We start from the raw sequence: 20,008 nt of genomic DNA on the forward strand, positions 1-20,008 counted from the left end.
AACAACAATAGGACGAAAAAAAACCCCGCTAGGCGGGGTTTTTTATTAGGCGAGTAAACTTAGCCCTGAGGCTGAGTTACAACGTCTTTGATACCTTTAACTTCGATCTCTACGCGACGATCTGGTGCCAGGCAAGCGATCTGAGCTTTGGTAGCGCGGCCAGATTTGTAGCCACAGGTGTTGCCAGTAACTGCATCTGCTTCACCCATACCACGTGCAGAGATTTTGTCTGACGGGATGCCTTTGGAGACCAGGTAGTCAACAACGCTTTGTGCGCGCTGTTCGGACAGTTTCTGGTTGTACTGGTCAGAACCAACGGCGTCGGTGTAACCCAGAACAACTACAGAACCGTCTTTAGGATCCATGGAGCTCAGCTGGGTGTACAGCTGATCCAGAGCCTGCTGGCCTTCTGCTTTCAGAGTAGACTTGTTGAAGTTGAACAGCACGTCAGACTTCAGAGTGAAACGCTTGGTTTCAACAACTGGAGCCGGAGCTGGAGCTGGTGCTGGAGCAACTACGTCATCCTGACCGAAGCGGTAAGAAACGCCCAGGCTCAGCATGGTGTTGTCTGGACGTGCGCCAACGGTACCTGCGTCACCGATGTTGCTTACGAACTGGTAATCCAGGCGAGTAGCCCAGTTTTTGGTCAGTGCGTATTCAACACCAACAGCAGCCAGCGGAGAAACGCCGGTGTCGTGGTCGCTCAGGCGAGTGCCGTTGCCGTAGTTAGCTTTGGAGTCTGCACGCCATACCATACCACCCAGACGAGTGTAGATGTCCAGATCGTCAGCAATTGGGTAGCTCAGTTTAGCGGCCAGTTGAACGCCCTGCGCTTTGAAAGCACCGTTGTTCACGCTGCCTTTGTAAGGCATGCGGCCGAGCCAGTCATAGCCCAGCTCGAAGCCCAGGTATTGGTTTGCCTGGTAGCCCAGGAACGCGCCGGCACCCAGCTGATCTTTGTGGGTTGGGCCGTTGCCGATACCGTTCTGGTAACCGTTACCGTAGAAACCAGTGTCGTGGTACTGGGACCAGCCCAGTTTAGCACCGGTGTACCAGGTGTTATCTTTTGGAGCGGCTTGCGCTACGGTAGCGAAACCTGCCAGTGCCACTGCTAATGCGATAGCTGTCTTTTTCATTTTGCGCCTCGTTATCATCCAAATAGGCAATGAGCTTTAAAGCTGTTTAAGCCCTTGGTTAAATTCCTTCGCCAAGGTTTAAGCCCTCGTTTGTTACTCGCCAGTTTTTCTGACGTTATAGAGCAACCTTGGCGATGTAAAGTCTACAACGTGGCGCGAAAGTTACAAGTGTGATGTGATAAGGCTCTAAAAAAAAACGCGGAATCGTACATATTTGCTAACATTCTTTGCCTAAAAAAACGGCGACTCATCGAGCATTTTTGCTTGCCAAACCGCAGCCGGACTAGCTTTGTGCCTTCCCACGCAAAGGTTCCGCTTAGGGGGTGCGAAAATGATGGGAAAAATCCTAAATTTACTTAATGATACAAAGAAGAGTGAATTTTTAGGGTGGAACAGTGTCCGTGAGTCGGGTTAATGTCACGTTGAGGCCGCATGATAAACCCATAGGCATTACCCAATTCTGCCGCACGTCTTAATTTTAGACGATCCTCCTCCGTTAGCTCAGGCAACCAGCCGAGAACCACGCTGTAATTTCCCGTTTGCAGCGCTTTTTCCATTGCCTCGACCGTATTCACCGGGCTGATCTGGCTCAATTGCATCATCTTATCTACAGGCAGGCCGGATTGCTGCAGCCATTGTTTGCTTAATTTTTGCTGCGGCGTCAGCCACAGAAGCCAGCGAGACTGTTTGCCCAGTTGTTGCAGCAGGGGCAACAGCAATTGGGCCACTGCGGGCTGGCGCTCGTTGTAAACAAGTTCACTGATCAAGCCATTTTCTTTGCCGACATCTGTGTTCTTCGCAACATTGCGCGCTGTATAAGAGCCATGGCCGAAATGAGGTTGGTAGAGTGATTGAGTACGCATAAAGTTCCCGCCCGTCGTGTTACTGTATGTTTATACAGTATCCCTGATTTAGGATAAGATCAACCCAAATTTTCGTAGCGGCTCGCATAATTGCGATCATTTTTTGTACCGATGATTTTTGTGATTGGCAGGCGGGCGGATAGTGCGTATTTTTCTAATTAGTTGTTCACGTTACTTTTTTCATTGATGAGAGAAATAATACGGCCAGAACCTAAAAAGGAGGAACGCTATGAAAAGGATGTCGACGAGAAGAATCGCGCAGGCTAAAAATTGCTTTGCGGCGCTGGGAGCCATCACAACACGGTCACAGTTTGGTGGCTACGGCCTGCTGGCCGAGGGGGTAATGTTTGCGGTGATAGCGGACGGCGAGCTGTACTTGCGGGCTACGGCGAGCATGGAACCGGCCTTTCGTGCCAGAGGGATGGTCAATATGGTCTACTCCAAGCGTGGAGCGCCCATCACTTTGCGTTATTACTGGGTTGACGAGTCGCTGTGGCGGGAACGCAACGAGCTGGTGGGGCTGGCCTGGCAGGCTGTCAGGGAGGCGCGCCGGGAGCAGCGGCTTAAGGCTGGCGATCACGGCCGACTGAAGGCATTGCCGAATATTGACGTTAATATGGAACGTCTGCTGTGGCGAGCGGGCATTCGCAACGCTTATGACCTGCGGCTGCATGGCGCCAAACGCAGCTATCTCCGTTTATTGAAACAGCAGACTAATTTGGGGCTACGAGTGCTGCTGTCGCTGGGCGGGGCGATAGCCGGTTATCATCAGGCGGCGTTGCCGGCCGAATTACGCAGCGAGCTAGTGCGTTGGTTCGATCATACGATGGCGATGCGCCGCCATGGGCATGAGCCGGTTATTCAGGGCCCATCGAACGGGCCCTGAATAGTTAGGCTGCCTTATTGATTTGGGCATGCAGCGCGGTGAGCTCTGGCAGCAGCTCGAGCACCAATCCCACCTGCTGCAAGACCAATTGTTCTTTGCTTTCAGGTTCCGGAACGGCTTTGCTGATGCGCTCCGCCAGCTGTTCCAACGCCTGCGCAATGCGCTGGCTGTTCCGTTCTTCCTGATGCAAGGCGCCGTCCACGTAACACACGGCGTCATTGAGCAGATCGAGCGTGGCCGGGGTATTCAGCCGCTCGCGGTGCGCCCCCAATGCGGAGATATAGCTCAGGAGCGTGTGGTTCAGACAGAGCAAGCGGAAGGCGGCTTCCTGCAGCGCTTTGTCGGCTTTGGGATCGGCGGACATGTTGGAGATGACCGAAGCCAGTTCGGCATCGCTGTTGTGGGCATCACGTCGCGCGATGCGGTAAGCGAGGCCGTTATCCTTACCCTGGTGGTATTGCACCAGAATGGCGTCCAGATAACGGCAGTTGGCATTCAGCGTTTTATCCACCACCGCCGGCAGTTGGCGGAACTTCCAGTCCGGCCAGATAAAGCTGACTGCCGCCCAGGCGATGGCACAGCCCAGCAAGGTATCGTAAACGCGCGGGGCTGCCACTTCGAATCCTTCGCCCAACAGGTTAAAACACAACAGCACCAGCAGCGTGATGAACATCGTCGCGTGGGCATATTGTACGGTGCGGAAAGCGAAGAACAGAACGCCGGTGATGATGATCAACACCAGTTGCCCTTCCAATGACGGCACGAAATAGAGGATTGGCAGGCCGATCAGGATACCGGCCAGGGTACCGATGATGCGTAGCGCCAGGCGTCGGCGGGTAGCGTTGTAGTTCGGTTGACAGACGAACAGGCTGGTCAACAGGATCCAGTAACCGTGCTGCATACCCGTGAACTGGATGAAGGCATAACCCACGCACAGTACCACCGACATGCGGATCGCGTGGCGGAACAGGGCCGACTGAGGCGTCAAATGGCGGCTGATGCGCAGCCGAATATCGCTCCAGCCGGTTAAGCGGTCGTCGGCCAGGCTGTTCTCTTCCGCTTGCCCGCTGGCCAGCGTCTGCTCTGATTCGATATTGGCCAGCTGCGCATCGATCGCATGCAGGTTTTTCAACAGATGCGCCAGCGCCTTGGTCTGCTCGTTATTGCCCTGGGTTTCGGCGATGCGCGCCAACGCCTCCTGAATGCGGCTGAAAGCCGGTTCAAAGCGCGGGTTGTGCTGGTACTTTTGCCGCAGCAGGATCGATTGTGCCAATTGGCGGCAGGCGCGTGCCTGCATGCTCAGCAGACGCTGGAAGCGGAACAAAATGTCGCTGTGACGAAATTGCCGGCTGAGCGCGTGGTACTGAACGTGGGAAGAGCTGGCACGCTCGTGGATATCCTGCGCGACAAAATAGTAGTGCAAGGTGCGGCGGGTGCCGCGCTGGCCACGATCGCCTTTCAGGCGCGTCAGCAGCGAGGCTTTGGTTTGGTTAAGCAACGCGACCAAGGCGCTGTTGGCCATTGCGACATCCATCCATGGCAGGTCGGCGTCGCGTTCGGCGTCGGGATCGAACAGATTGGCTTTGGCATCCAGATAGTTGGCCAGTTGATCGTAACAGCGCGCCAGGTTCTCTTGCAGCGGCCGGATCGGGAACAGCAGGTGGCCTGCCAACGTCAGCAGGTTGTACCACAGCGCGCCGATCACCAGCAGCAGCGGTTGCTGATACCAGGCATCGTACATCGAGGTGCCGAGCATGGTGTAAACCGCGATCAGCAGCGCGCCGAAGGCGATGGTGGCATAACGCTGCCCCAAGGCGCCGAGCAGGATAAAACCGCAGGTCGACGTGGTTAAGCCAAGGGCGAACAACCAGGGATAAGGGAACAGCAGCTCGATCGAGGCGGAGGCAACAAAGAAGCACACCAGCGTGATAAGCAGGTTGCGTAACCTGCCGGCCAGGCGGTCATCCAAATCGGTCAGGGCGGCTGCCACCACGCCCAGCGTTAACGGGATAGTCAGCTTGGGAATGCCGAGCCACCAGGGAACGGCGGTGGTGCCGATCAGCGCAATGAGGATGCGCAAGTGATACAGCAGGTTGCTGTTGTAAGTATAACGACGAACTGCGGGTGCAAAAGAGCGCACGAAAAACTCCTCAAACGGAGAAAAAATTAACGCTGTTGATAGTGGCGGCGAGCATTCTCAATACGGGCTTGCTGAGCCATTTCTACCGAGACGACGCGGCGTCCCACCGGCCACAGCGCGATGGCGGCTATTTTGAAATTGGCGATGCCGACTGGAATGCCGATGATTGAAACGCATTGCACGATACCGGCGGCGATGTGTGACAGGCACAGCCACCAGCCGAACAGCACCAGCCAGATAATGTTGAGCAGCGAGCCGCCAGCGGAGAGCAGCGCATTGCTTTTTTCCGGATACAGTTCATCGACGTGTATCGCTTCGTTGCCGAACGGCACCAGCGACAGCTTGGTGATTTCCCAACAGGAGCGGGTAAGCGGCAGTGTGATGACAAGCAGCACGCTGAACACCGTAGCAATAAGCCAGCCTAGCGTGGTGAAGAAACCGCCCAACACAAAATTAAGAATATTCAGTACAGTACGCATAGACGTCATTCTGCTCTAATGATAGCCAAACCGCGATGCGGGCGTATTCACGATAAAAACGCAAAATCTATTCTACCCTTTTTTTAGCGCTAGAGTGCCACTGCTTATCGCAGGTAAACTGGCAGATATCCGTTATTTAATCTCAACATAGTCATGGCGCGACGATATGGAACTTAAAGCGACATCGCTGGGGAAACACCTGGCTCAGCACCCTTATAACCGCGTGCGGTTGCTGCACGCCGGCGTTGAGGTGAGCGGGGAAAAACATGAATACCTGATCCCCTTCAATCAACTGATTCAGGTCAGGTGCAAGCGCGGCATCGTCTGGGGCGAGCTGGAATTTGAATTGCCGGACGAAAAAGTGGTGCGGCTGCACGGCACCGAATGGCAGGAAACGCAACGTTTTTATCACTATCTGCAGCAGGCGTGGCAGCAGTGGAGCGCCGAAATGAGTGAGGTCAGTGCCGGCGTGTTGCAACAGCAGGTGGCACAGATTCAGCGCATAGAGCAGCAAGATAAATGGTTCAAAAAGTCTGAGCTGGGCAAGCTGCAACAGCAAATCCGTGAGGCTTTCTCCGCGTTGCCGATGCCGGTGACGCGTCTGGAGGAATTCGATAACTGCCGGGCCGATTACCAACTGTGTCTGCAATGGCTGCAGCAGGGGCTACGCAGCGTCGAACAACGCAACCGGCAGTGGACCGATCGCATGCTGGAGCAACATCACGACTTCTTCCAGACCGTCGAAAGCTCACCGCTCAATGACTCCCAGAGCCGCGCGGTGGTCAACGGCGAGGATTCCGTTCTGGTATTGGCGGGGGCCGGCAGCGGCAAAACGTCGGTGCTGGTGGCGCGCGCCGGCTGGCTGCTGCGCCGTCAGGAGGCGCAGCCGGGCCAAATCTTGCTGTTGGCTTTCGGCCGCCAGGCCGCTGGCGAGATGAACGACCGCATCAAAGAACGTTTGGGTGATGTCGGCATTCAGGCCAAGACCTTCCATGCCTTGGCGCTGCAAATCATTCAACAAGGCAGCCGCAAGGCCCCGGCCATCAGCCGGTTGGAAACCGATGCCAAAGCGCGCAAAGAGCTGCTGATTACCCATTGGCGCCAACAGTGCGCGGAGAAGAAAGCGCAGGCCAAGGGGTGGCGTCAATGGTTGACCGAAGAGCTGGAATGGGAAGTGCCGGAAGGCGACTTCTGGCAGGATAAGCGCCTGGCGGATCGCCTGGCAAGCCGGTTGGAACGCTGGTTGGGGCTGATGCGCATGCACGGCGGCAGCCAGTCGGAAATGATTGAGCAGGCGGATGAAGACATCCGCGATCTGTTCTCAAAACGTATCCGGCTGATGGCGCCGCTGCTGAAAGCCTGGAAAAGCGCCTTGAAAGAGGAAGGGGCGGTGGACTTCTCCGGCCTTATCCATCAGGCGGTCAACATTCTCGACAAGGGGCGCTTCGTCAGCCCGTGGAAACATATTCTGGTCGACGAGTTTCAGGATATCTCACCGCAGCGTGCGCTGTTGCTGGCGGCATTGCGCCGACAGAACAAGCAGACCTGCCTGTTTGCGGTGGGGGATGACTGGCAGGCGATTTATCGCTTTAGCGGCGCAGAATTGACGTTAACCACGGCCTTCGCCACGAACTTCGGCGAAGGCGCGCAGTGCGCGCTGGATACCACCTATCGCTTCAATGAACGTATCGGCGAGGTGGCCAACCGGTTCGTGCAGCAAAACCCGCACCAGCTGAAAAAACCGCTCAACAGCTTGAGCAAGGGCAATAAAAAGTCGGTGGCGATCCTGCCGCACGAGCAGCTGGAGCCCTTGCTGGATAAACTGAGCGGCTACGCCAAGCCGGATGAGCGCATCCTGGTGCTGGCGCGTTACCATCATCTGAAACCGGAAGCGCTGGCGAAGGCGGGCACCCGCTGGCCCAAGCTGGATCTGGAGTTTATGACCATCCACGCCAGCAAAGGGCAGCAGGCGGAATACGTCATCATTGCCGGTTTACATGAGGGGCGTGACGGCTTCCCCGCCGTGGCGCGCGAGTCGGTGTTGGAAGAGGTGTTACTGCCGCAGCCGGAGGATTTCCCGGATGCCGAAGAGCGCCGTCTATTGTATGTCGCGTTGACGCGCGCCAAACATCAGGTATGGCTGTTGCAGGATCGTGAACGCCCTTCGGTGTTCGTCGAACACCTGCAGGATCTTGGCGTACCGGTGCAGAAAAAACCGTAGGCATCAGGCCTGGCGCCAGCCAGGCCGTGAGGATTATTTCAGGCGGTCTTTCAGGTAGCGCTGATAGTCGGGGATGGCGATCTCCACCTCGTTTTTGAACAGCGGAGAGTCGATCAGAAAATCGGCGGTCGAGCGGTTGGTGGCCACCGGAATATTCCATACTGTCGCCAGCCGCAGTAGCGCCTTCACGTCCGGATCGTGCGGCACCGCGTTCAGCGGGTCCCAGAAGAAGATCAGCATGTCTATCTTGCCTTCCGCAATCAGTGCGCCAACCTGCTGATCGCCGCCCATCGGGCCACTCAGCATGCTGGTGACGGGAATGCCGCTGGCGCGCTGGATCAGATTACCGGTGGTGCCGGTGGCGTACAGCTGGTGCTGCGCCAGAATAGTCTTGTGGCTTTCTACCCACTCCAATAGGGCCTGTTTGCGGTGATCGTGCGCCACCAGCGCAATGTGTTTGCGCGCGGCGATAGTGCGGGTAGTCAATTCCATCTCGGTGTCCTTCGCTCATCGGGGGATGTGCGACAGATTACTGAAACTGTTTTTCACTGCCTAGCGTTTGCGCCTGAAAATGCGAAGAAAAGGCGCCTTTACGGGGAAAGACGCCGGAAGGGATCAGCGAATCGGTTGTTTATTGGCCCAGCGTAGAAAACGTTTCTGTGTTTCCTTGTCGGCCTGTTGGAACCAGTATTGCAACATCTGTTCCGACACGTTTTCACCTTTCAACGTTACCGTCGGGGCGTTCAGCGGCGCGCCGGCCAACGCGAGGGCTGAGGGATTGCCTGCGTTCGCCTGAACAAAGGCCGGAACGGAGGCCGGGCGGTTCTGGCGGTTGTAATCGGTCATCACCTTTTCCAAATCGGTATTGAAGGTGACGCTGTCGGGATGCAGCGCATCATGTCGGAACGGCAGGGCGTTGCCGTCTTTATCGACCACCAGATAATTCAACGTTCTGTCAAAGCGTTGCGCATCACGATCGTTCTCGATGCGCGGCAGTTCGATCGCCACTTGGCTGATCTTTTGCGTATTGAAGGTGGCAACCAGCGGCAGGGACGTATAGGCCTGTGTATGCTGGCCGGAACGTACGGTTTTGGTCACTTTAAACAGCAGCTGGTGCTGCCCGCCGTCCAGTTCAAGGCTGTCGGCGCCTTTTAACAACGAACCTGTCATTTTCTTGCCGTCGACCACCAGCAGGTCGATGTCCGGGGAGAGTTTCAGGGTCGTAGCCGCGGCAGGCATACTGATGCTGAGCAACGCCGCAACCACCAGACCAAATTTCATCATTATCTCCTTATAAAGTGACGTAGCTCTAAGTGTTGAACACGGCATAGGTTGTGTCAAAATTTTTCAATCGGGTATTTTGTTTACATTTTTACATATTTTATCGCGTTTAGACACGACCGTGCGCAGCTGAACCGCGACAGCCTCTGACCATAAGATTGCGGTGAAGTTTCCTTCGCATTAGCGTTTAACCGAGCGAATGCCGATCGGTTACACTCGAAATGGAAAGTGACGCAGTGATAAACGGGAGTTGAAGATGCAAGATCAAGAGATTGTTGAGCTGTTGCAGCAGGTGAAAACCATCGCGCTGGTGGGCGCCAGCGATAACCCGTCGCGGCCCAGCTATGGGGTGATGGCGTATCTGTTGGCGCAAGGGTATCAAGTGATCCCGGTCAGCCCAAAACTGGCGGGGCAGACGCTGCTGGGGCAGCCGGTTTACGCTACGCTGGCCGCTATCCCACAGCCGGTGGATATGGTTGATGTGTTTCGCAATTCGGAGGCGGCTTACGGCGTGGCGCAAGAGGCGATAGCGATCGGCGCCAAGGCGCTGTGGCTGCAGATCGGCGTGATTAACGATCAGGCGGCGGAGCTGGCGCAACAGGCCGGGCTGCGCGTGGTGATGGATCGCTGCCCGAAAATCGAAATCCCGCGTTTAGGGCTGGAGCGCTAAATAAAAAAAGGGCCTGGCGCGATGCCGGGCCCTCTCGGGGTTTCTCAGGTCTTGGCGCGGTCAATTGCGCAAACGTGGCGCCTGTAACTGGTGACGGATGGATTCCGCCAGTTCATCCAGCGATGGTTGCTCGGGGTGCGCTTCCTGGGGCTCACCATCCAGCTGCGCTTCCGCCAGATAGGTATGCACCGGTTGGCCTTCCTCGTCTTCCATCACCACGTGGTACCAAGGGGCGGAACGCAGTTCGTCGTTCGCCGCTATCTCGTCAGCTTTGGGTTGTTCTAAAGAGTATTCCGGGTCGATATCGATCACGACGCCCAAATACCCCAGCAGTTTATGCCTAACCTGTTGTCCGATACCGAATTTGCTGGCAATCATGATGACCTCCTGAGAAACAATGCCTTGCTCATATATGGGGGCAAGGCAGCGCATTTCAAGTTACATCACCCGACAAGCGAAGCCTTTCAGATACAGCCCCTCAGGATACGTGGCGATCACCGGGTGATCGGCAGCCTGGCGGAACTGTTCTATAAATTGTACATCACGTCCGGCATCTACAGCGGCATCGGCCAAAATTTTCTGGAACAGGTCGGTCGGCATCAGGCCGGAGCAGGAGAAGCTGAGCAGAATGCCGCCTGGATTCAGCAACTGCAGCGCCAGCATGTTGATGTCCTTGTAACCGCGGCAGGCGCTGGCCAGCTGATTCTTGTTCTCGACGAATTTAGGCGGATCCATGATGATCAGATCGAATTTTTCGCCTTGAGCGCGGTAGTTGCGCAGCAGTTGGAACACGTCATCACGAACGAACTCCGCCTTGTTCAGATCGAGCTTGTTGAGCTCGACGTTCTGTTTGGCGATGTCCAGCGCTGCCTGCGAGGTATCCACGCTGATCACCTGTGCGCAGCCGCCCATCAGAGCGGAAACGGCGAAGGCGCCGGTGTAGGAGAAGCAGTTCAGCACCCGGCGGCCGGCAGAGTAGTTCCGCGCCGCCAGGCGACTGTCGCGCTGGTCGAGGTAGAAACCGGTCTTGTGCCCTTGCTGAATGTCCACCAGCAGCTTCATGCCGTGCTCGGTGATAGGCAGCAGTTCCGGCGGCAGATCGCCCAGCACCGGGCCCTGCGCCAGCGGCAGGCCTTCTTTTTTGCGCACCGCAACGTCGGAGCGATCGTAAATCGAACATTCCGGGTAGCAATGCTGCAGGGCGGAAAGCAGGGCCGGGCGCTGGTATTCGGCACCGGCGGACAGCAGCTGCAGCACCAGGAAATTCTGGAAGCGATCGATAGTGATGCCCGGCAGGCCGTCGGATTCGCCGGCGATCAGACGGTATCCGTCCAGACCGTCGCGCTGTGCGACCCAATCGCGCCAGCTTTGCGCTTGCTGCAGGCGGCGAATAAAGAAATCGATGTTAATCTCTTCATCCTGCTGGAAAGTCCAGACGCGTGCGCGGATCTGCGACTCGGGCGAATAGGCGCCGCGAGCCAGCCATTTGCCCTGGCTGTCGAGAATATCGATGGTTTCACCGGAGTGGGCTTTGCCCTCAACGCGTTGAACGGCACCGGAGAACACCCAAGGGTGACGGCGGAGTAAGGACTTTTCACGTCCTTTGGCGAGAAACAGGCGTACGGTCATAATTAATAATGCTGCCAGCTAGGATAGAAAGAGTGACACGGCGGTGCAAAGGCACGGCAATGCCATAACGAAAACTTAATTAAGGGGGCGATTATGACACAAGTTTGCATTGCTGCGTATGTGTATGGCGTGGTGCAGGGGGTGGGGTTTCGCTATTCCACTCAGCGGCAGGCCGAGGCGTTGGGGGTGGCCGGCTATGCGTGCAACCTTGATGACGGCAGTGTCCAGGTGGTGGCCTGCGGCACTCAGGCGCAGGTGGATAGGCTGGTGGAGTGGTTGAAACAGGGCGGCCCGCGCAGCGCGCGCGTCGAACGCGTGCTGGTGGAGCCACACGGCGTGGCTGACTACGATGGGTTCGGCATTCGCTATTAAACGCTCGCCTGCAGCGGCGCTGCGGGCGGTGCGGTCAGATGCATTTTACCGGTTTGGGCAACCCGGCGATCTTGGTGGCTTGTTTGGCCGGTCCTTTCGGGAACAGGCGATACAGATAGCGGCTGTTGCCTTTTTCTTCGCCGTATTTCTGTGCCATCGCTTTGACCAGCATGCGAATAGCCGGTGAGGTATTAAATTCCTGATAGAAGTCGCGCACGAAGCGCACCACTTCCCAGTGTGCTTCGGTGAGCACGATCTCTTCCTGCGCGGCCAGCAGCGGCGCCAGGCCTTCATGCCAGTCGGCGCTGTTTTTCAGATAGCCCTGCGCGTCAGTGTCAATAACCTGACCTTCAAACTCCAACATACTGCCTCGATAACGGATAATTCGGAACGGCCGCCAGTTTAGCAAATTTTTTCAGCCGCAAAAAACAAAGCCCCGCCGGAGCGGGGCCTGGAAGGCAGGTGTAACACGCGATCAGTTGCTGCGGGCGAAGCCCAGAATGCTCAACAGGCTGATGAACATGTTGTAGAGCGACACGTACAGGCTAACGGTGGCGCGAATGTAATTGGTCTCGCCGCCGTGAATGATGTTGCTGGTTTCCCACAGGATCGCGCCGGCGGAGAACAGGATGAACAGCGCGCTGATAGCCAGGTGCAGGGCAGGGATCTGCAGGAACAGGTTGGCGATCACCGCCACCAGCAGCACCACAAAACCGGCCATCATCATGCCAGACAGGAACGACATGTCTTTACGGGTGGTCAGCACATACGCCGAGCAGCAGAAGAACACCGCTGCGGTGCCGCCCAGTGCCAGCATGATCAGGTCGCCCGCGCCGGCGTTCAGGAACGAGCTGAGGATTGGGCCGAGGGCATATCCCATGAAACCGGTCAGCGCGAACGCCGCCAAGATGCCCGCTGGGCTGTTGGCCAGTTTATGGGTCAGGAACATCAGGCCGTAGAAGCCAACCAGCATCAGCAGCAAGCCCGGCGCCGGCAGCCCCAGCATCGTGCTGGCGGTGGCGGTCAGGGCTGAGAAGGCCAGGGTCAGGGATAACAGGAAATAGGTGTTGCGCAGGACTTTATGCGTGCTGAGCAGCGAGTCGCGCGAAGAAGATGAGACGACAATGCGGTCCATAATGCTCTCTCTTATCAAGCCATAACAAAATAATCCCGATAATAGGCAGCGCAAGCGGTTGATTAAAGTTTGTTTACCAATCTTTACCCTTAGTTATCATTACGGCAACAGCGGGGATGCGGACGCGTGTTTGTTCGCCGTTTGCCGCGCCTTCGCTGATTTTTCGCGCGGTTGAACGCGCCCGGGCTTTACAAGCGAATAAGGTCTGTTTATAGTGCGCGTCGTTGCGGAGGGGTGGCCGAGTGGCTGAAGGCAACGGTCTTGAAAACCGTCGACGGGAAACCGTTCCAGAGTTCGAATCTCTGCTCCTCCGCCATACATTCTGACCCCGTGCTCTCTGAGCACGGGGTTTTTTGCTTTTGCGTGCGGAGAAAACGGCAAGCCTTTCCAGGAAACGCGATCGGCTATTGATAAGGGCCACGCATCGGTGAGATTATGCGTTTATCAAGGTCGGCTGCTCGTGTCAGGCGTGACCGGCGCGATAATCAACGCCGCCTTATCTATTTTCGCTTAATGCTCTATGGAGACAGAGATGAACTGGTATCAAGTCGCCTTATGGACCATGATCTTTCTGAAGTCCGGCGCTTTCCTGGTATTCGTGTGGTGGTGGATGTTCAAACGTGCGACCAAACCTTATGTGCGTCCGCAAGACGTCGTGGTGGATGAGACGCCGTATGACGATAGCCTTACGATGGAAGAAGTGATGAAGAATCACGGCATTGTACGGACTGAAAAGCCGCTCTGATCGTCAAATGTGTGTTTTGCTATAAACCCGAGCCTGTGGCGCTCGGGTTTTTTATTCCTGCCGTTACTTGAGATGCAGCCCTTTTCCCCTATCTTGCTTTACCCTTACGGCGATTTATTTAAATGAATTACCTTTCGGTATATTTTAAAATCTACTTTAAAAGTGGGATTTATATTTATATGGGAGGGTATATTTTTCTCTGAAAGAATTCAGCCTTATCGACTGAACGAAGAAAAGTGTGGGCGCTGTTTTTTGTGTATCTGGATATTGATATGCAAAGAGTGTCGCATTTTCGGGCTGCTCCTATAGCGGTGGGTCGGAAAATTTTTAAGGTAGAGGAAAACTAAACTTTACGTGGGAGGAGAAGGGGGGAAGGAATCTAAGATTTTTCTTTATGTGTTTTTTTCTTTTTATTTCAATGGTTTTTTGTTTTTATGCCACAAGCGCTTTATGAGGAAACGGCGACATTTATTTAACCTGCGCAGCAAGTATCCTGTCGTACTCACTCTTTTAAGGCGCGTATCTTTCCGCTCATTGCGCGATTCGTTTTTTTATGGTCATGAAAATTATTTGATTCGATGTTGCATTTTTTTTGTCTTTGGAATTAATATGTTCTGCATCTGGCGGTGAATGAGATTTTTCCCATTGCCGGATATCTTTTAGAATACACTTGGATATATATAAATATATACCGCCACATATAAACTTTTAGATGGCAGGATGCTGTCAATACTCTGCTATTGCCTAAGCTTCGTTAGCCTCTAAACGGTTTAATGGTGTAGGTCATTTTATATATGCTCTCTCAGCGAAGAAAGTAATGGGGTTTATTATGATTAAGCAAGGCATCTCTTTGGCGGTATTGGCTGCCGCGTTAACATCTGTGGGCGCAACGGCGGCAGATAATTCCGCCGGTGGCGTTATTTCGTTTAGCGGTGCCGTTACGGATACCACTTGTACCATCAATGGCGGGAAAAGCGCCGATTTTACCGTTGCGCTCAGCCCGATTTCCGTGACGGATGCGGGCACCGTTGTCGGCCCCATCACCAAAAACAAGAAATCTTTCTCGCTGACGTTCTCCGGCTGCACGCCGGCGGCGGGAACGGCCGGTACGCCGCTGAAGATCTATTTCTCTTCGGCGAATAATATCTCTACCGACGGAAAATATCTGCTGAACAGCTCCGTGAATGAAAGCGACGCCGCCGTAGCGAAAAACGTCGGTTTTTCTCTGGCCGAGCCGGGTTCATCCACGCCGATTCCGTTGAACGTGCCTTATGTCACCAAGATCAAAGGCGATAAAACGGCGCCAGATGCCGAAACGCTGACGCTGGATGCCTATTACTACAAGACCAATGCGTTGGAAGCAAAAGTGGGGGAATTGAGTTCCAACGTGACGTACACCATTTCTTACCTGTAATTGCAATTAAGCCAGGCCTGTGCCCAAGGCAAAGGCCTGGCATCTGGGGTGACTATGAAACAGTGCTTAATCTTTGCTGGATTGTTTCTCAGCAGCTTTTGCGCCGATGCCAATATTGTAATTAATGGAACGCGCGTTATTTATCCGGAAAAAAACAAGGATGTTATCGTTCAGTTAGTCAACAATGGTGACGATCCGGCACTGGTGCAGGCATGGATTGATGATGGTGATATCAACTCGACGCCTGAAACGGCAAACGTGCCGTTCTTGTTATCCCCGCCGGTTGTAAAAGTTGCCGGAAATAATGGCCAGCAATTACGCATACAAAAAATGGGCGCGGCGCTCCCCGGCGGTCGTGAGTCGGTATTTTATTTGAATGTGCTGGATATCCCGCCTACGCCGGAAAATTTGCAAGGGGTCAATACGCTGCAATTAGCCATCAAATCGCGCATCAAGCTATTTTATCGCCCGGCAGGGTTAACCGGCAGCGCAAATAACATCACCGACTTCATTGAACTCCAGGCGGCAGGGAAGGGATTTAAGGTTATCAACAAAGGTCCTTACTTTTTTACGTTGGCCAATGTTGATCAGAAAGGCAAAAAGAATCTGTTGATTGACTCAGTGATGGTCGGGCCATATTCCAGCCTCTTTGTTCCGACCAAAGTTGGTGTGAGCCGGAACATTCCCTACACCCTGCTCTATATCGACGACCTGGGGGCTTATAAATCTAAAGCCATTACAGCCCGCTAACGTGAAGAACGGCCATGAAGCTTAAACTAAAATTGCTTTCGATACTGACCGCATCTGTATTCATACCGTTAAATAAAGCCTCGGCGATGAAATTCGACACTTCTCTATTGGCCGGCGCGTCCAGCGAATCCGACCTGTCGCGTTTTTACCTCAATAATGACATGCCGGCAGGCACGCAAACGGTCGACGTGTATGTCAACCAGAGTTGGAAAGGGCGGTTCTCGTTGCAGTTCGGCGAACATAAAGGCGATATTCGCATCGCCCATCGTGACGCCGCCCTGTTGGGCATCGATATGAGTAGTTTGTCCATCGGGGGGGACAAGGAACCGATCCCCGTCCAAACGTTGGTGCAAGGAGGAAGGGCCGACTTCGACGTGGGGACGTTGAGCCTTAAGCTGACGGTGCCTCAGTCGCGAGTGATTCGCGCAGAGGCCGGCTATGTTGACGCCAAATTTTGGGATCGCGGCGTGCCTGCGCTGCTGCTGGCCTATAACGCCACCTATTACCACGTGCAGTCGTTGCAGGGCGACAAGGCGTCAAACGACGATTTCTATACCGGTTTGGAATCGGGGATCAATCTGGCGGGTTGGCAATTCAGAGACAGCAGCAATTTCCGCAGCAGTTCGCGACAGGGCAGCGATTGGCAAAATAATACTCGCTATGTGCAGCGTGGCTTCGCCGCCATCAAATCGAACCTGACGATGGGCGATTTCTATTCGCCGGGGGACTTGTTCGACTCGATTCGGGTGCGGGGCGGCGCTTTAGCCTCGGATATCAACATGCGGCCCAATTCGCAGCAGGGTTTTTCGCCGATAGTGCGGGGCGTGGCGCAGAGCAATGCCCTGGTGAAAGTATTGCAAAACGGCAACCTCATCTATCAGGAGAACGTGCCGCCGGGCTCCTTTACGCTGGATAACATATTGCCGACCGGCTCTGCGGGGGATCTGTTGGTCGTGGTCAAGGAAGCCGACGGGCGGGAACAATCCTTTACCGTACCGTTTTCCGCCGTTCCCAACATGTTGAAGCAGGGGGTCAGCAAATACGGCCTGGTGGCCGGTAAGGTCAATCAGGCGGATACCGACTATGCGCCCGCTTTCGCGCAGGGCACGCTGCAGTATGGCTTCAATAACCTGGTCACCGGTTACGTCGGTACGATCCTCAGCGAGGACTATCGCGCCTGGCTGCTGGGCAGTGGCTGGAATCTGCCGTTCGGCGCGGTATCCGTCGATGTGACTCAGGCCTCGACGCATTTGCAGGATCGCAATGAAAATGGGCAAAGTTTTCGGATCGCCTACAGCAAGTTTTTGGACGCTACCGCAACAAACTTCACGCTGGCGGCATACCGTTATTCGACCAAAGGTTATTACAGCTTTAACGATGCCATCTACACCCATCAAGGTTACCGCGAGCGTGACAAGCGTTTTCACGATTATTGGAACGATCGGGATGACGATGAGCTTGCCCCGTTGGATTTGAATACCTGGGACGCCGTTCGCGCCGCTCGTCCACGCAATACCTTCAATTTGAACCTGAACCAGAGGCTCGCAGACGGGTGGGGCACGCTCTATTTCTCCGGCACCCAACGCGATTATTGGTCGGATACGAATAAAAGCCGGGAATACCAGCTCGGGTATTCAAACGCCTTCTCGCGCGTCAGTTACAACATTTCCGCGAGTCGCGTGAGAAATTCCGATCGCAAAGAAGAGACGCGGTTTTATCTCTCTCTGAGCGTGCCGCTGTCGATGTTCGACAACAATGCCTATCTCAGCACCAGCTTATCCGCCACCGATTCGCACTATCAGCAAAGCTCGCTGAGCCTGAGCGGCAATGCGCTGGAATCAAACCGTCTGAGTTATGCGCTTGCCGGCAGCAATCAAAGCGGCGGCAACAGCATGGCGAGCGGGAATGCCGCCTATCGCGCCAACGCAACGACCGTCGGCGGCTCCTACAGTGAATCATCAGACTATCGACAATTGGGCATGAGCGCCCGCGGCAGCCTGGTGGCGATCCCTTGGCATTTGCTAGCGTCCAACGAAATGGGCAACACCATGATGGTGGTGGACGCGCCCAAGGCCAAAGGGCTGATGGTGAACGGCGACGAGAGCATCGTCACTAACGACGAAGGGCTGGCTTTGGTGCCTTACGCCACGCCTTACCGGCAAAACTCCGTGACATTGTCGGATACCGGCAACAGCTCCGGCGCCGAGATCGTCGGCAATATCGCCAACAGTGTGCCCTATGCTGGCGCCGTCAACTATTTGAGATTTGAAACCGATCAGCGTCGGCCTTATACGCTGCGCGCCTTTAAGCGCGGCAATAAACCCCTGCCATTTGGTGCGGAGGTGGCGGATCAAAGTGGGAATGCCATTGGCTTCGTCGGGCAGGCCAGCGTCCTGTATCTACGGGTTGAACAGCAGCCAACGTCGCTGGAAGTCAGGCTGAATGACGGTGTCTGCAAGATTGAACGCCCGAAAATATCGATGGACAGCGCAGCCAACACATGTCGATAAAGGATAATTACACCATGCTCAGGATACTCGCACTGACGCTGTCCCTATTGTTCAGCGGTTACAGTTACGCTTCATGCTACGGCAATGGCATCCAATATGCGCCGCCGATCTACGTCGATTTGTCGGATAAGCTCAGCGATAAGACACCGGTCTGGGAAGGCAGTTTTTATACGCAATACAGCGGTTCATTTAGCTGTTCAACCTCGAGCAGCGAATTCGGCTATACGCGTATCCTGTCAACCGACAGCACGAAGGCGACCATTCTGGGATTCAACAGCGGTAAATATTGGATACGCGCGGAAATAACCAACGACATCGCCAACAAAAAGCTTAGCGGTTGGGGATCGCACTCCGCTTCGGAATTGAATCAGCCGATGAATATCCGTTTCAGTCTGGTCAGCAAGACGGGCACATCGATACCCGGCGACACGGTTAGCCTTAAGGACGTGATGTTCGTGACCGATCTGAGCGGGATGTCTTTGCTGGAGATCATTTTGTGGCCCGCCAAGCAGTTGGTGAAGATCTTGACCTGGCTGCTCAACGGCTTCAATTGGCCTTACGATCAGCGCGACATGTACGGACAGCCGATGACCATCAAGTATGCGCCCAAGATGACGACCTGCACTTTCGACAATGCCGGCCTGGCAGTGAAGTTGCCGACGTTGGGGATATCGCAGATTACTCAGGGGGCGCAAAATGGCCTGACGCCCTTTACACTGAATTTCAGCTGTCAGAATCGGCAAAGCGGCGGCACGGCCGATCGGGATATCAATATGTTTTTATCCAGCAATAATCTGTTGGCTTCAGATAATACGGTTTTGATAGATAAAAGCCCTGAGGCGGCAAAAGGCATTGGCATCCGGCTGGTCAAGACGGCTTCGCCTAATAATCCCGTCACGCTGTCGCTTTCCAGCGTGGCACCAGGTGCGGCGACTTCATTATTTCATGTGGGAACCGGCAATGCCTTGGATGCGCAATTTTCCATCGGTATGGCGGCCTATTATTATCCTTACAGCCCCACCACAATGAGCAGTGGAGGAATTAATACATCGGCCACGCTTAACATTATATATAAATGATTCTTTTGTTATTTTTAATAATAAAAAACAGGTTGCCACATATAAGAAAAATCTTAACATGGTAATTGGTGGCGAATATTATTTACTTGAATAATATTGGTGTTTAATCCGGATCTCTATGTTGAGGATGAATTGTATGACGGAACAAATCCAGATCGGTGTCAAAGTGGAAAAATCGCTAAAAGATGAGGTTGACGTCATTCTTCGCGGTTTGGATATTAAGCCGACGACGGCGATAAATGGGCTTTATCAATATATTTCACAGCATGGAGAGCTCCCTTTTGTCATATCAACCAGCGTGAAAACACCGAAGGATATCGCCGGCGGGTTGTTCAAGAGCCTGTTTTCCTTACAAAGCACGCTCAGCGTTTTCTTGGATAAAGTGCAAATGAAGCGGTGTGTCAGCAGGGAGGAAGTATTGATTGTGCTCGATATACTGCGCGATTTTATCGTTGCTTTTCGCCAAAGCGCGCAATATCTCGGCGCTTCGCCTTTCGGGCGGCGTGTAGTTTGGAAGGATGCCGTATGCGCCGTCGAGAGTATTCATGAAATTCTAGATAATAACGTAAAATACAGTGAAGATGGCATTATGAATTTGGATGAAAAATATCTTTCATCGCTGTCTGCATTGCTGATCTCATTATGTTCTTCACTTAAGTAAGTCGAACCAATAAAGTTAATTGGCATGACTGCCATGG

The 20,008-nt window shown here is 54.3% G+C and carries 20 protein-coding genes and 1 tRNA gene; 11 read left to right on the forward strand and 10 right to left on the reverse strand.

The features are described 5' to 3' along the window. Positions 1-59: 59 nt before the first annotated feature. Positions 60-1,136, reverse strand: coding sequence for a porin OmpA (gene ompA, locus ACJ8J4_RS13935; protein WP_049296036.1), 1,077 nt, complete (start codon positions 1,134-1,136; stop codon positions 60-62). A 356-nt stretch (positions 1,137-1,492) separates the two neighbouring features. After that, on the reverse strand, positions 1,493-1,999 hold the full coding sequence (sulA, locus tag ACJ8J4_RS13940) for an SOS-induced cell division inhibitor SulA (protein ID WP_025302310.1): 507 nt from the start codon (positions 1,997-1,999) through the stop codon (positions 1,493-1,495). A 229-nt stretch (positions 2,000-2,228) separates the two neighbouring features. Here sulA and ACJ8J4_RS13945 point away from each other — a divergent pair, with 229 nt between their 5' ends. Further along, complete coding sequence (locus ACJ8J4_RS13945) at positions 2,229-2,885, forward strand: TfoX/Sxy family DNA transformation protein (RefSeq protein ID WP_025302311.1); 657 nt, start codon at positions 2,229-2,231, stop codon at positions 2,883-2,885. 4 nt (positions 2,886-2,889) lie between these two features. Here ACJ8J4_RS13945 and yccS read toward each other — a convergent pair whose 3' ends face one another. Together yccS and ACJ8J4_RS13955 are read right to left on the reverse strand one after the other, a co-directional pair. Beyond that, positions 2,890-5,025 carry a YccS family putative transporter gene (gene yccS / locus ACJ8J4_RS13950; protein WP_197835393.1) on the reverse strand — a complete coding sequence of 712 codons (2,136 nt, stop codon included), beginning with the start codon at positions 5,023-5,025 and terminating at the stop codon, positions 2,890-2,892. A 26-nt stretch (positions 5,026-5,051) separates the two neighbouring features. Then, positions 5,052-5,504 (reverse strand): YccF domain-containing protein, encoded by a 453-nt coding sequence (locus ACJ8J4_RS13955; protein ID WP_025302313.1) that lies wholly within the window; start codon positions 5,502-5,504, stop codon positions 5,052-5,054. Positions 5,505-5,670: 166 nt separating this feature from the next. Between ACJ8J4_RS13955 and helD the strand changes: the two genes are divergently transcribed. Beyond that, a complete protein-coding gene (gene helD / locus ACJ8J4_RS13960) occupies positions 5,671-7,725 on the forward strand; it encodes a DNA helicase IV (RefSeq protein WP_049208049.1) in 2,055 nt (684 codons plus the stop codon). Positions 7,726-7,758: 33 nt separating this feature from the next. Here helD and ACJ8J4_RS13965 read toward each other — a convergent pair whose 3' ends face one another. Then, positions 7,759-8,217 carry a methylglyoxal synthase gene (locus tag ACJ8J4_RS13965; RefSeq protein WP_197835396.1) on the reverse strand — a complete coding sequence of 153 codons (459 nt, stop codon included), beginning with the start codon at positions 8,215-8,217 and terminating at the stop codon, positions 7,759-7,761. Positions 8,218-8,340: 123 nt separating this feature from the next. Continuing rightward, the gene (locus ACJ8J4_RS13970) at positions 8,341-9,006 is read right to left on the reverse strand and encodes a DUF2057 family protein (protein ID WP_025302315.1); all 666 of its coding nucleotides are present in this window, start codon (positions 9,004-9,006) and stop codon (positions 8,341-8,343) included. A 256-nt stretch (positions 9,007-9,262) separates the two neighbouring features. Here ACJ8J4_RS13970 and ACJ8J4_RS13975 point away from each other — a divergent pair, with 256 nt between their 5' ends. Continuing rightward, on the forward strand, positions 9,263-9,676 hold the full coding sequence (locus ACJ8J4_RS13975) for a CoA-binding protein (protein ID WP_049295349.1): 414 nt from the start codon (positions 9,263-9,265) through the stop codon (positions 9,674-9,676). 60 nt (positions 9,677-9,736) lie between these two features. Here ACJ8J4_RS13975 and hspQ read toward each other — a convergent pair whose 3' ends face one another. Further along, on the reverse strand, positions 9,737-10,054 hold the full coding sequence (gene hspQ / locus ACJ8J4_RS13980) for a heat shock protein HspQ (protein ID WP_004928104.1): 318 nt from the start codon (positions 10,052-10,054) through the stop codon (positions 9,737-9,739). Between the two features lie 60 nt (positions 10,055-10,114). Next, positions 10,115-11,305, reverse strand: coding sequence for a 23S rRNA (cytosine(1962)-C(5))-methyltransferase RlmI (rlmI, locus tag ACJ8J4_RS13985; protein ID WP_025302317.1), 1,191 nt, complete (start codon positions 11,303-11,305; stop codon positions 10,115-10,117). 93 nt (positions 11,306-11,398) lie between these two features. On the opposite strand from rlmI, the gene yccX reads away from it, so the two are divergent. Beyond that, entirely contained in the window at positions 11,399-11,677 is a 279-nt protein-coding gene (gene yccX / locus ACJ8J4_RS13990) for an acylphosphatase (RefSeq protein WP_049204268.1), read from the forward strand. A 34-nt stretch (positions 11,678-11,711) separates the two neighbouring features. Here the strand turns inward: yccX and tusE are convergent, their stop codons facing one another. Both tusE and yccA read right to left on the reverse strand, forming a co-directional pair. Further along, positions 11,712-12,041, reverse strand: coding sequence for a sulfurtransferase TusE (gene tusE / locus ACJ8J4_RS13995; protein ID WP_004928095.1), 330 nt, complete (start codon positions 12,039-12,041; stop codon positions 11,712-11,714). Between the two features lie 111 nt (positions 12,042-12,152). Continuing rightward, positions 12,153-12,812: an FtsH protease modulator YccA gene (gene yccA, locus ACJ8J4_RS14000; RefSeq protein WP_004928091.1), complete on the reverse strand. Its 660-nt coding sequence runs from the start codon at positions 12,810-12,812 to the stop codon at positions 12,153-12,155. Between the two features lie 228 nt (positions 12,813-13,040). Here yccA and ACJ8J4_RS14005 point away from each other — a divergent pair. From ACJ8J4_RS14005 to ACJ8J4_RS14035, 7 genes are all read left to right on the forward strand, one after another. Next, positions 13,041-13,128 (forward strand) — tRNA-Ser (locus ACJ8J4_RS14005). 216 nt (positions 13,129-13,344) lie between these two features. Beyond that, the gene (locus ACJ8J4_RS14010) at positions 13,345-13,557 is read left to right on the forward strand and encodes a hypothetical protein (RefSeq protein WP_025302319.1); all 213 of its coding nucleotides are present in this window, start codon (positions 13,345-13,347) and stop codon (positions 13,555-13,557) included. A gap of 817 nt (positions 13,558-14,374) precedes the next feature. Then, positions 14,375-14,971 (forward strand): fimbrial protein, encoded by a 597-nt coding sequence (locus ACJ8J4_RS14015; protein WP_369825806.1) that lies wholly within the window; start codon positions 14,375-14,377, stop codon positions 14,969-14,971. A 54-nt stretch (positions 14,972-15,025) separates the two neighbouring features. Next, positions 15,026-15,721 carry a fimbrial biogenesis chaperone gene (locus tag ACJ8J4_RS14020; RefSeq protein WP_025302321.1) on the forward strand — a complete coding sequence of 232 codons (696 nt, stop codon included), beginning with the start codon at positions 15,026-15,028 and terminating at the stop codon, positions 15,719-15,721. A gap of 14 nt (positions 15,722-15,735) precedes the next feature. Continuing rightward, on the forward strand, positions 15,736-18,231 hold the full coding sequence (locus ACJ8J4_RS14025; RefSeq protein WP_197835397.1) for a fimbria/pilus outer membrane usher protein: 2,496 nt from the start codon (positions 15,736-15,738) through the stop codon (positions 18,229-18,231). A 14-nt stretch (positions 18,232-18,245) separates the two neighbouring features. Beyond that, complete coding sequence (locus tag ACJ8J4_RS14030) at positions 18,246-19,310, forward strand: fimbrial protein (protein ID WP_043143820.1); 1,065 nt, start codon at positions 18,246-18,248, stop codon at positions 19,308-19,310. A 136-nt stretch (positions 19,311-19,446) separates the two neighbouring features. After that, a complete protein-coding gene (locus ACJ8J4_RS14035) occupies positions 19,447-19,971 on the forward strand; it encodes a hypothetical protein (protein ID WP_049204270.1) in 525 nt (174 codons plus the stop codon). The last annotated feature ends 37 nt before the right edge of the window (positions 19,972-20,008 follow it).

The organism is Serratia sp. CY47280 (assembly GCF_052168655.1).
Classification (GTDB): Bacteria; Pseudomonadota; Gammaproteobacteria; order Enterobacterales; family Enterobacteriaceae; genus Serratia; species Serratia bockelmannii.

Coding starts and splice junctions, on each gene's coding strand:
- rlmI (WP_025302317.1), bottom strand. CDS start 11,305: ATGACCGTACGCCTGTTTCTCGCCAAAGGACGTGAAAAGTCCTTACTC.
- helD (WP_049208049.1), top strand. CDS start 5,671: ATGGAACTTAAAGCGACATCGCTGGGGAAACACCTGGCTCAGCACCCT.
- yccA (WP_004928091.1), bottom strand. CDS start 12,812: ATGGACCGCATTGTCGTCTCATCTTCTTCGCGCGACTCGCTGCTCAGC.
- ACJ8J4_RS14030 (WP_043143820.1), top strand. CDS start 18,246: ATGCTCAGGATACTCGCACTGACGCTGTCCCTATTGTTCAGCGGTTAC.
- hspQ (WP_004928104.1), bottom strand. CDS start 10,054: ATGATTGCCAGCAAATTCGGTATCGGACAACAGGTTAGGCATAAACTG.
- ACJ8J4_RS14035 (WP_049204270.1), top strand. CDS start 19,447: ATGACGGAACAAATCCAGATCGGTGTCAAAGTGGAAAAATCGCTAAAA.
- ACJ8J4_RS14010 (WP_025302319.1), top strand. CDS start 13,345: ATGAACTGGTATCAAGTCGCCTTATGGACCATGATCTTTCTGAAGTCC.
- ACJ8J4_RS14020 (WP_025302321.1), top strand. CDS start 15,026: ATGAAACAGTGCTTAATCTTTGCTGGATTGTTTCTCAGCAGCTTTTGC.
- tusE (WP_004928095.1), bottom strand. CDS start 12,041: ATGTTGGAGTTTGAAGGTCAGGTTATTGACACTGACGCGCAGGGCTAT.
- ACJ8J4_RS14025 (WP_197835397.1), top strand. CDS start 15,736: ATGAAGCTTAAACTAAAATTGCTTTCGATACTGACCGCATCTGTATTC.
- yccX (WP_049204268.1), top strand. CDS start 11,399: ATGACACAAGTTTGCATTGCTGCGTATGTGTATGGCGTGGTGCAGGGG.
- ACJ8J4_RS13970 (WP_025302315.1), bottom strand. CDS start 9,006: ATGAAATTTGGTCTGGTGGTTGCGGCGTTGCTCAGCATCAGTATGCCT.
- ACJ8J4_RS13955 (WP_025302313.1), bottom strand. CDS start 5,504: ATGCGTACTGTACTGAATATTCTTAATTTTGTGTTGGGCGGTTTCTTC.
- ACJ8J4_RS13965 (WP_197835396.1), bottom strand. CDS start 8,217: ATGGAATTGACTACCCGCACTATCGCCGCGCGCAAACACATTGCGCTG.
- sulA (WP_025302310.1), bottom strand. CDS start 1,999: ATGCGTACTCAATCACTCTACCAACCTCATTTCGGCCATGGCTCTTAT.
- ACJ8J4_RS13975 (WP_049295349.1), top strand. CDS start 9,263: ATGCAAGATCAAGAGATTGTTGAGCTGTTGCAGCAGGTGAAAACCATC.
- ACJ8J4_RS13945 (WP_025302311.1), top strand. CDS start 2,229: ATGAAAAGGATGTCGACGAGAAGAATCGCGCAGGCTAAAAATTGCTTT.
- ACJ8J4_RS14015 (WP_369825806.1), top strand. CDS start 14,375: ATGGGGTTTATTATGATTAAGCAAGGCATCTCTTTGGCGGTATTGGCT.
- ompA (WP_049296036.1), bottom strand. CDS start 1,136: ATGAAAAAGACAGCTATCGCATTAGCAGTGGCACTGGCAGGTTTCGCT.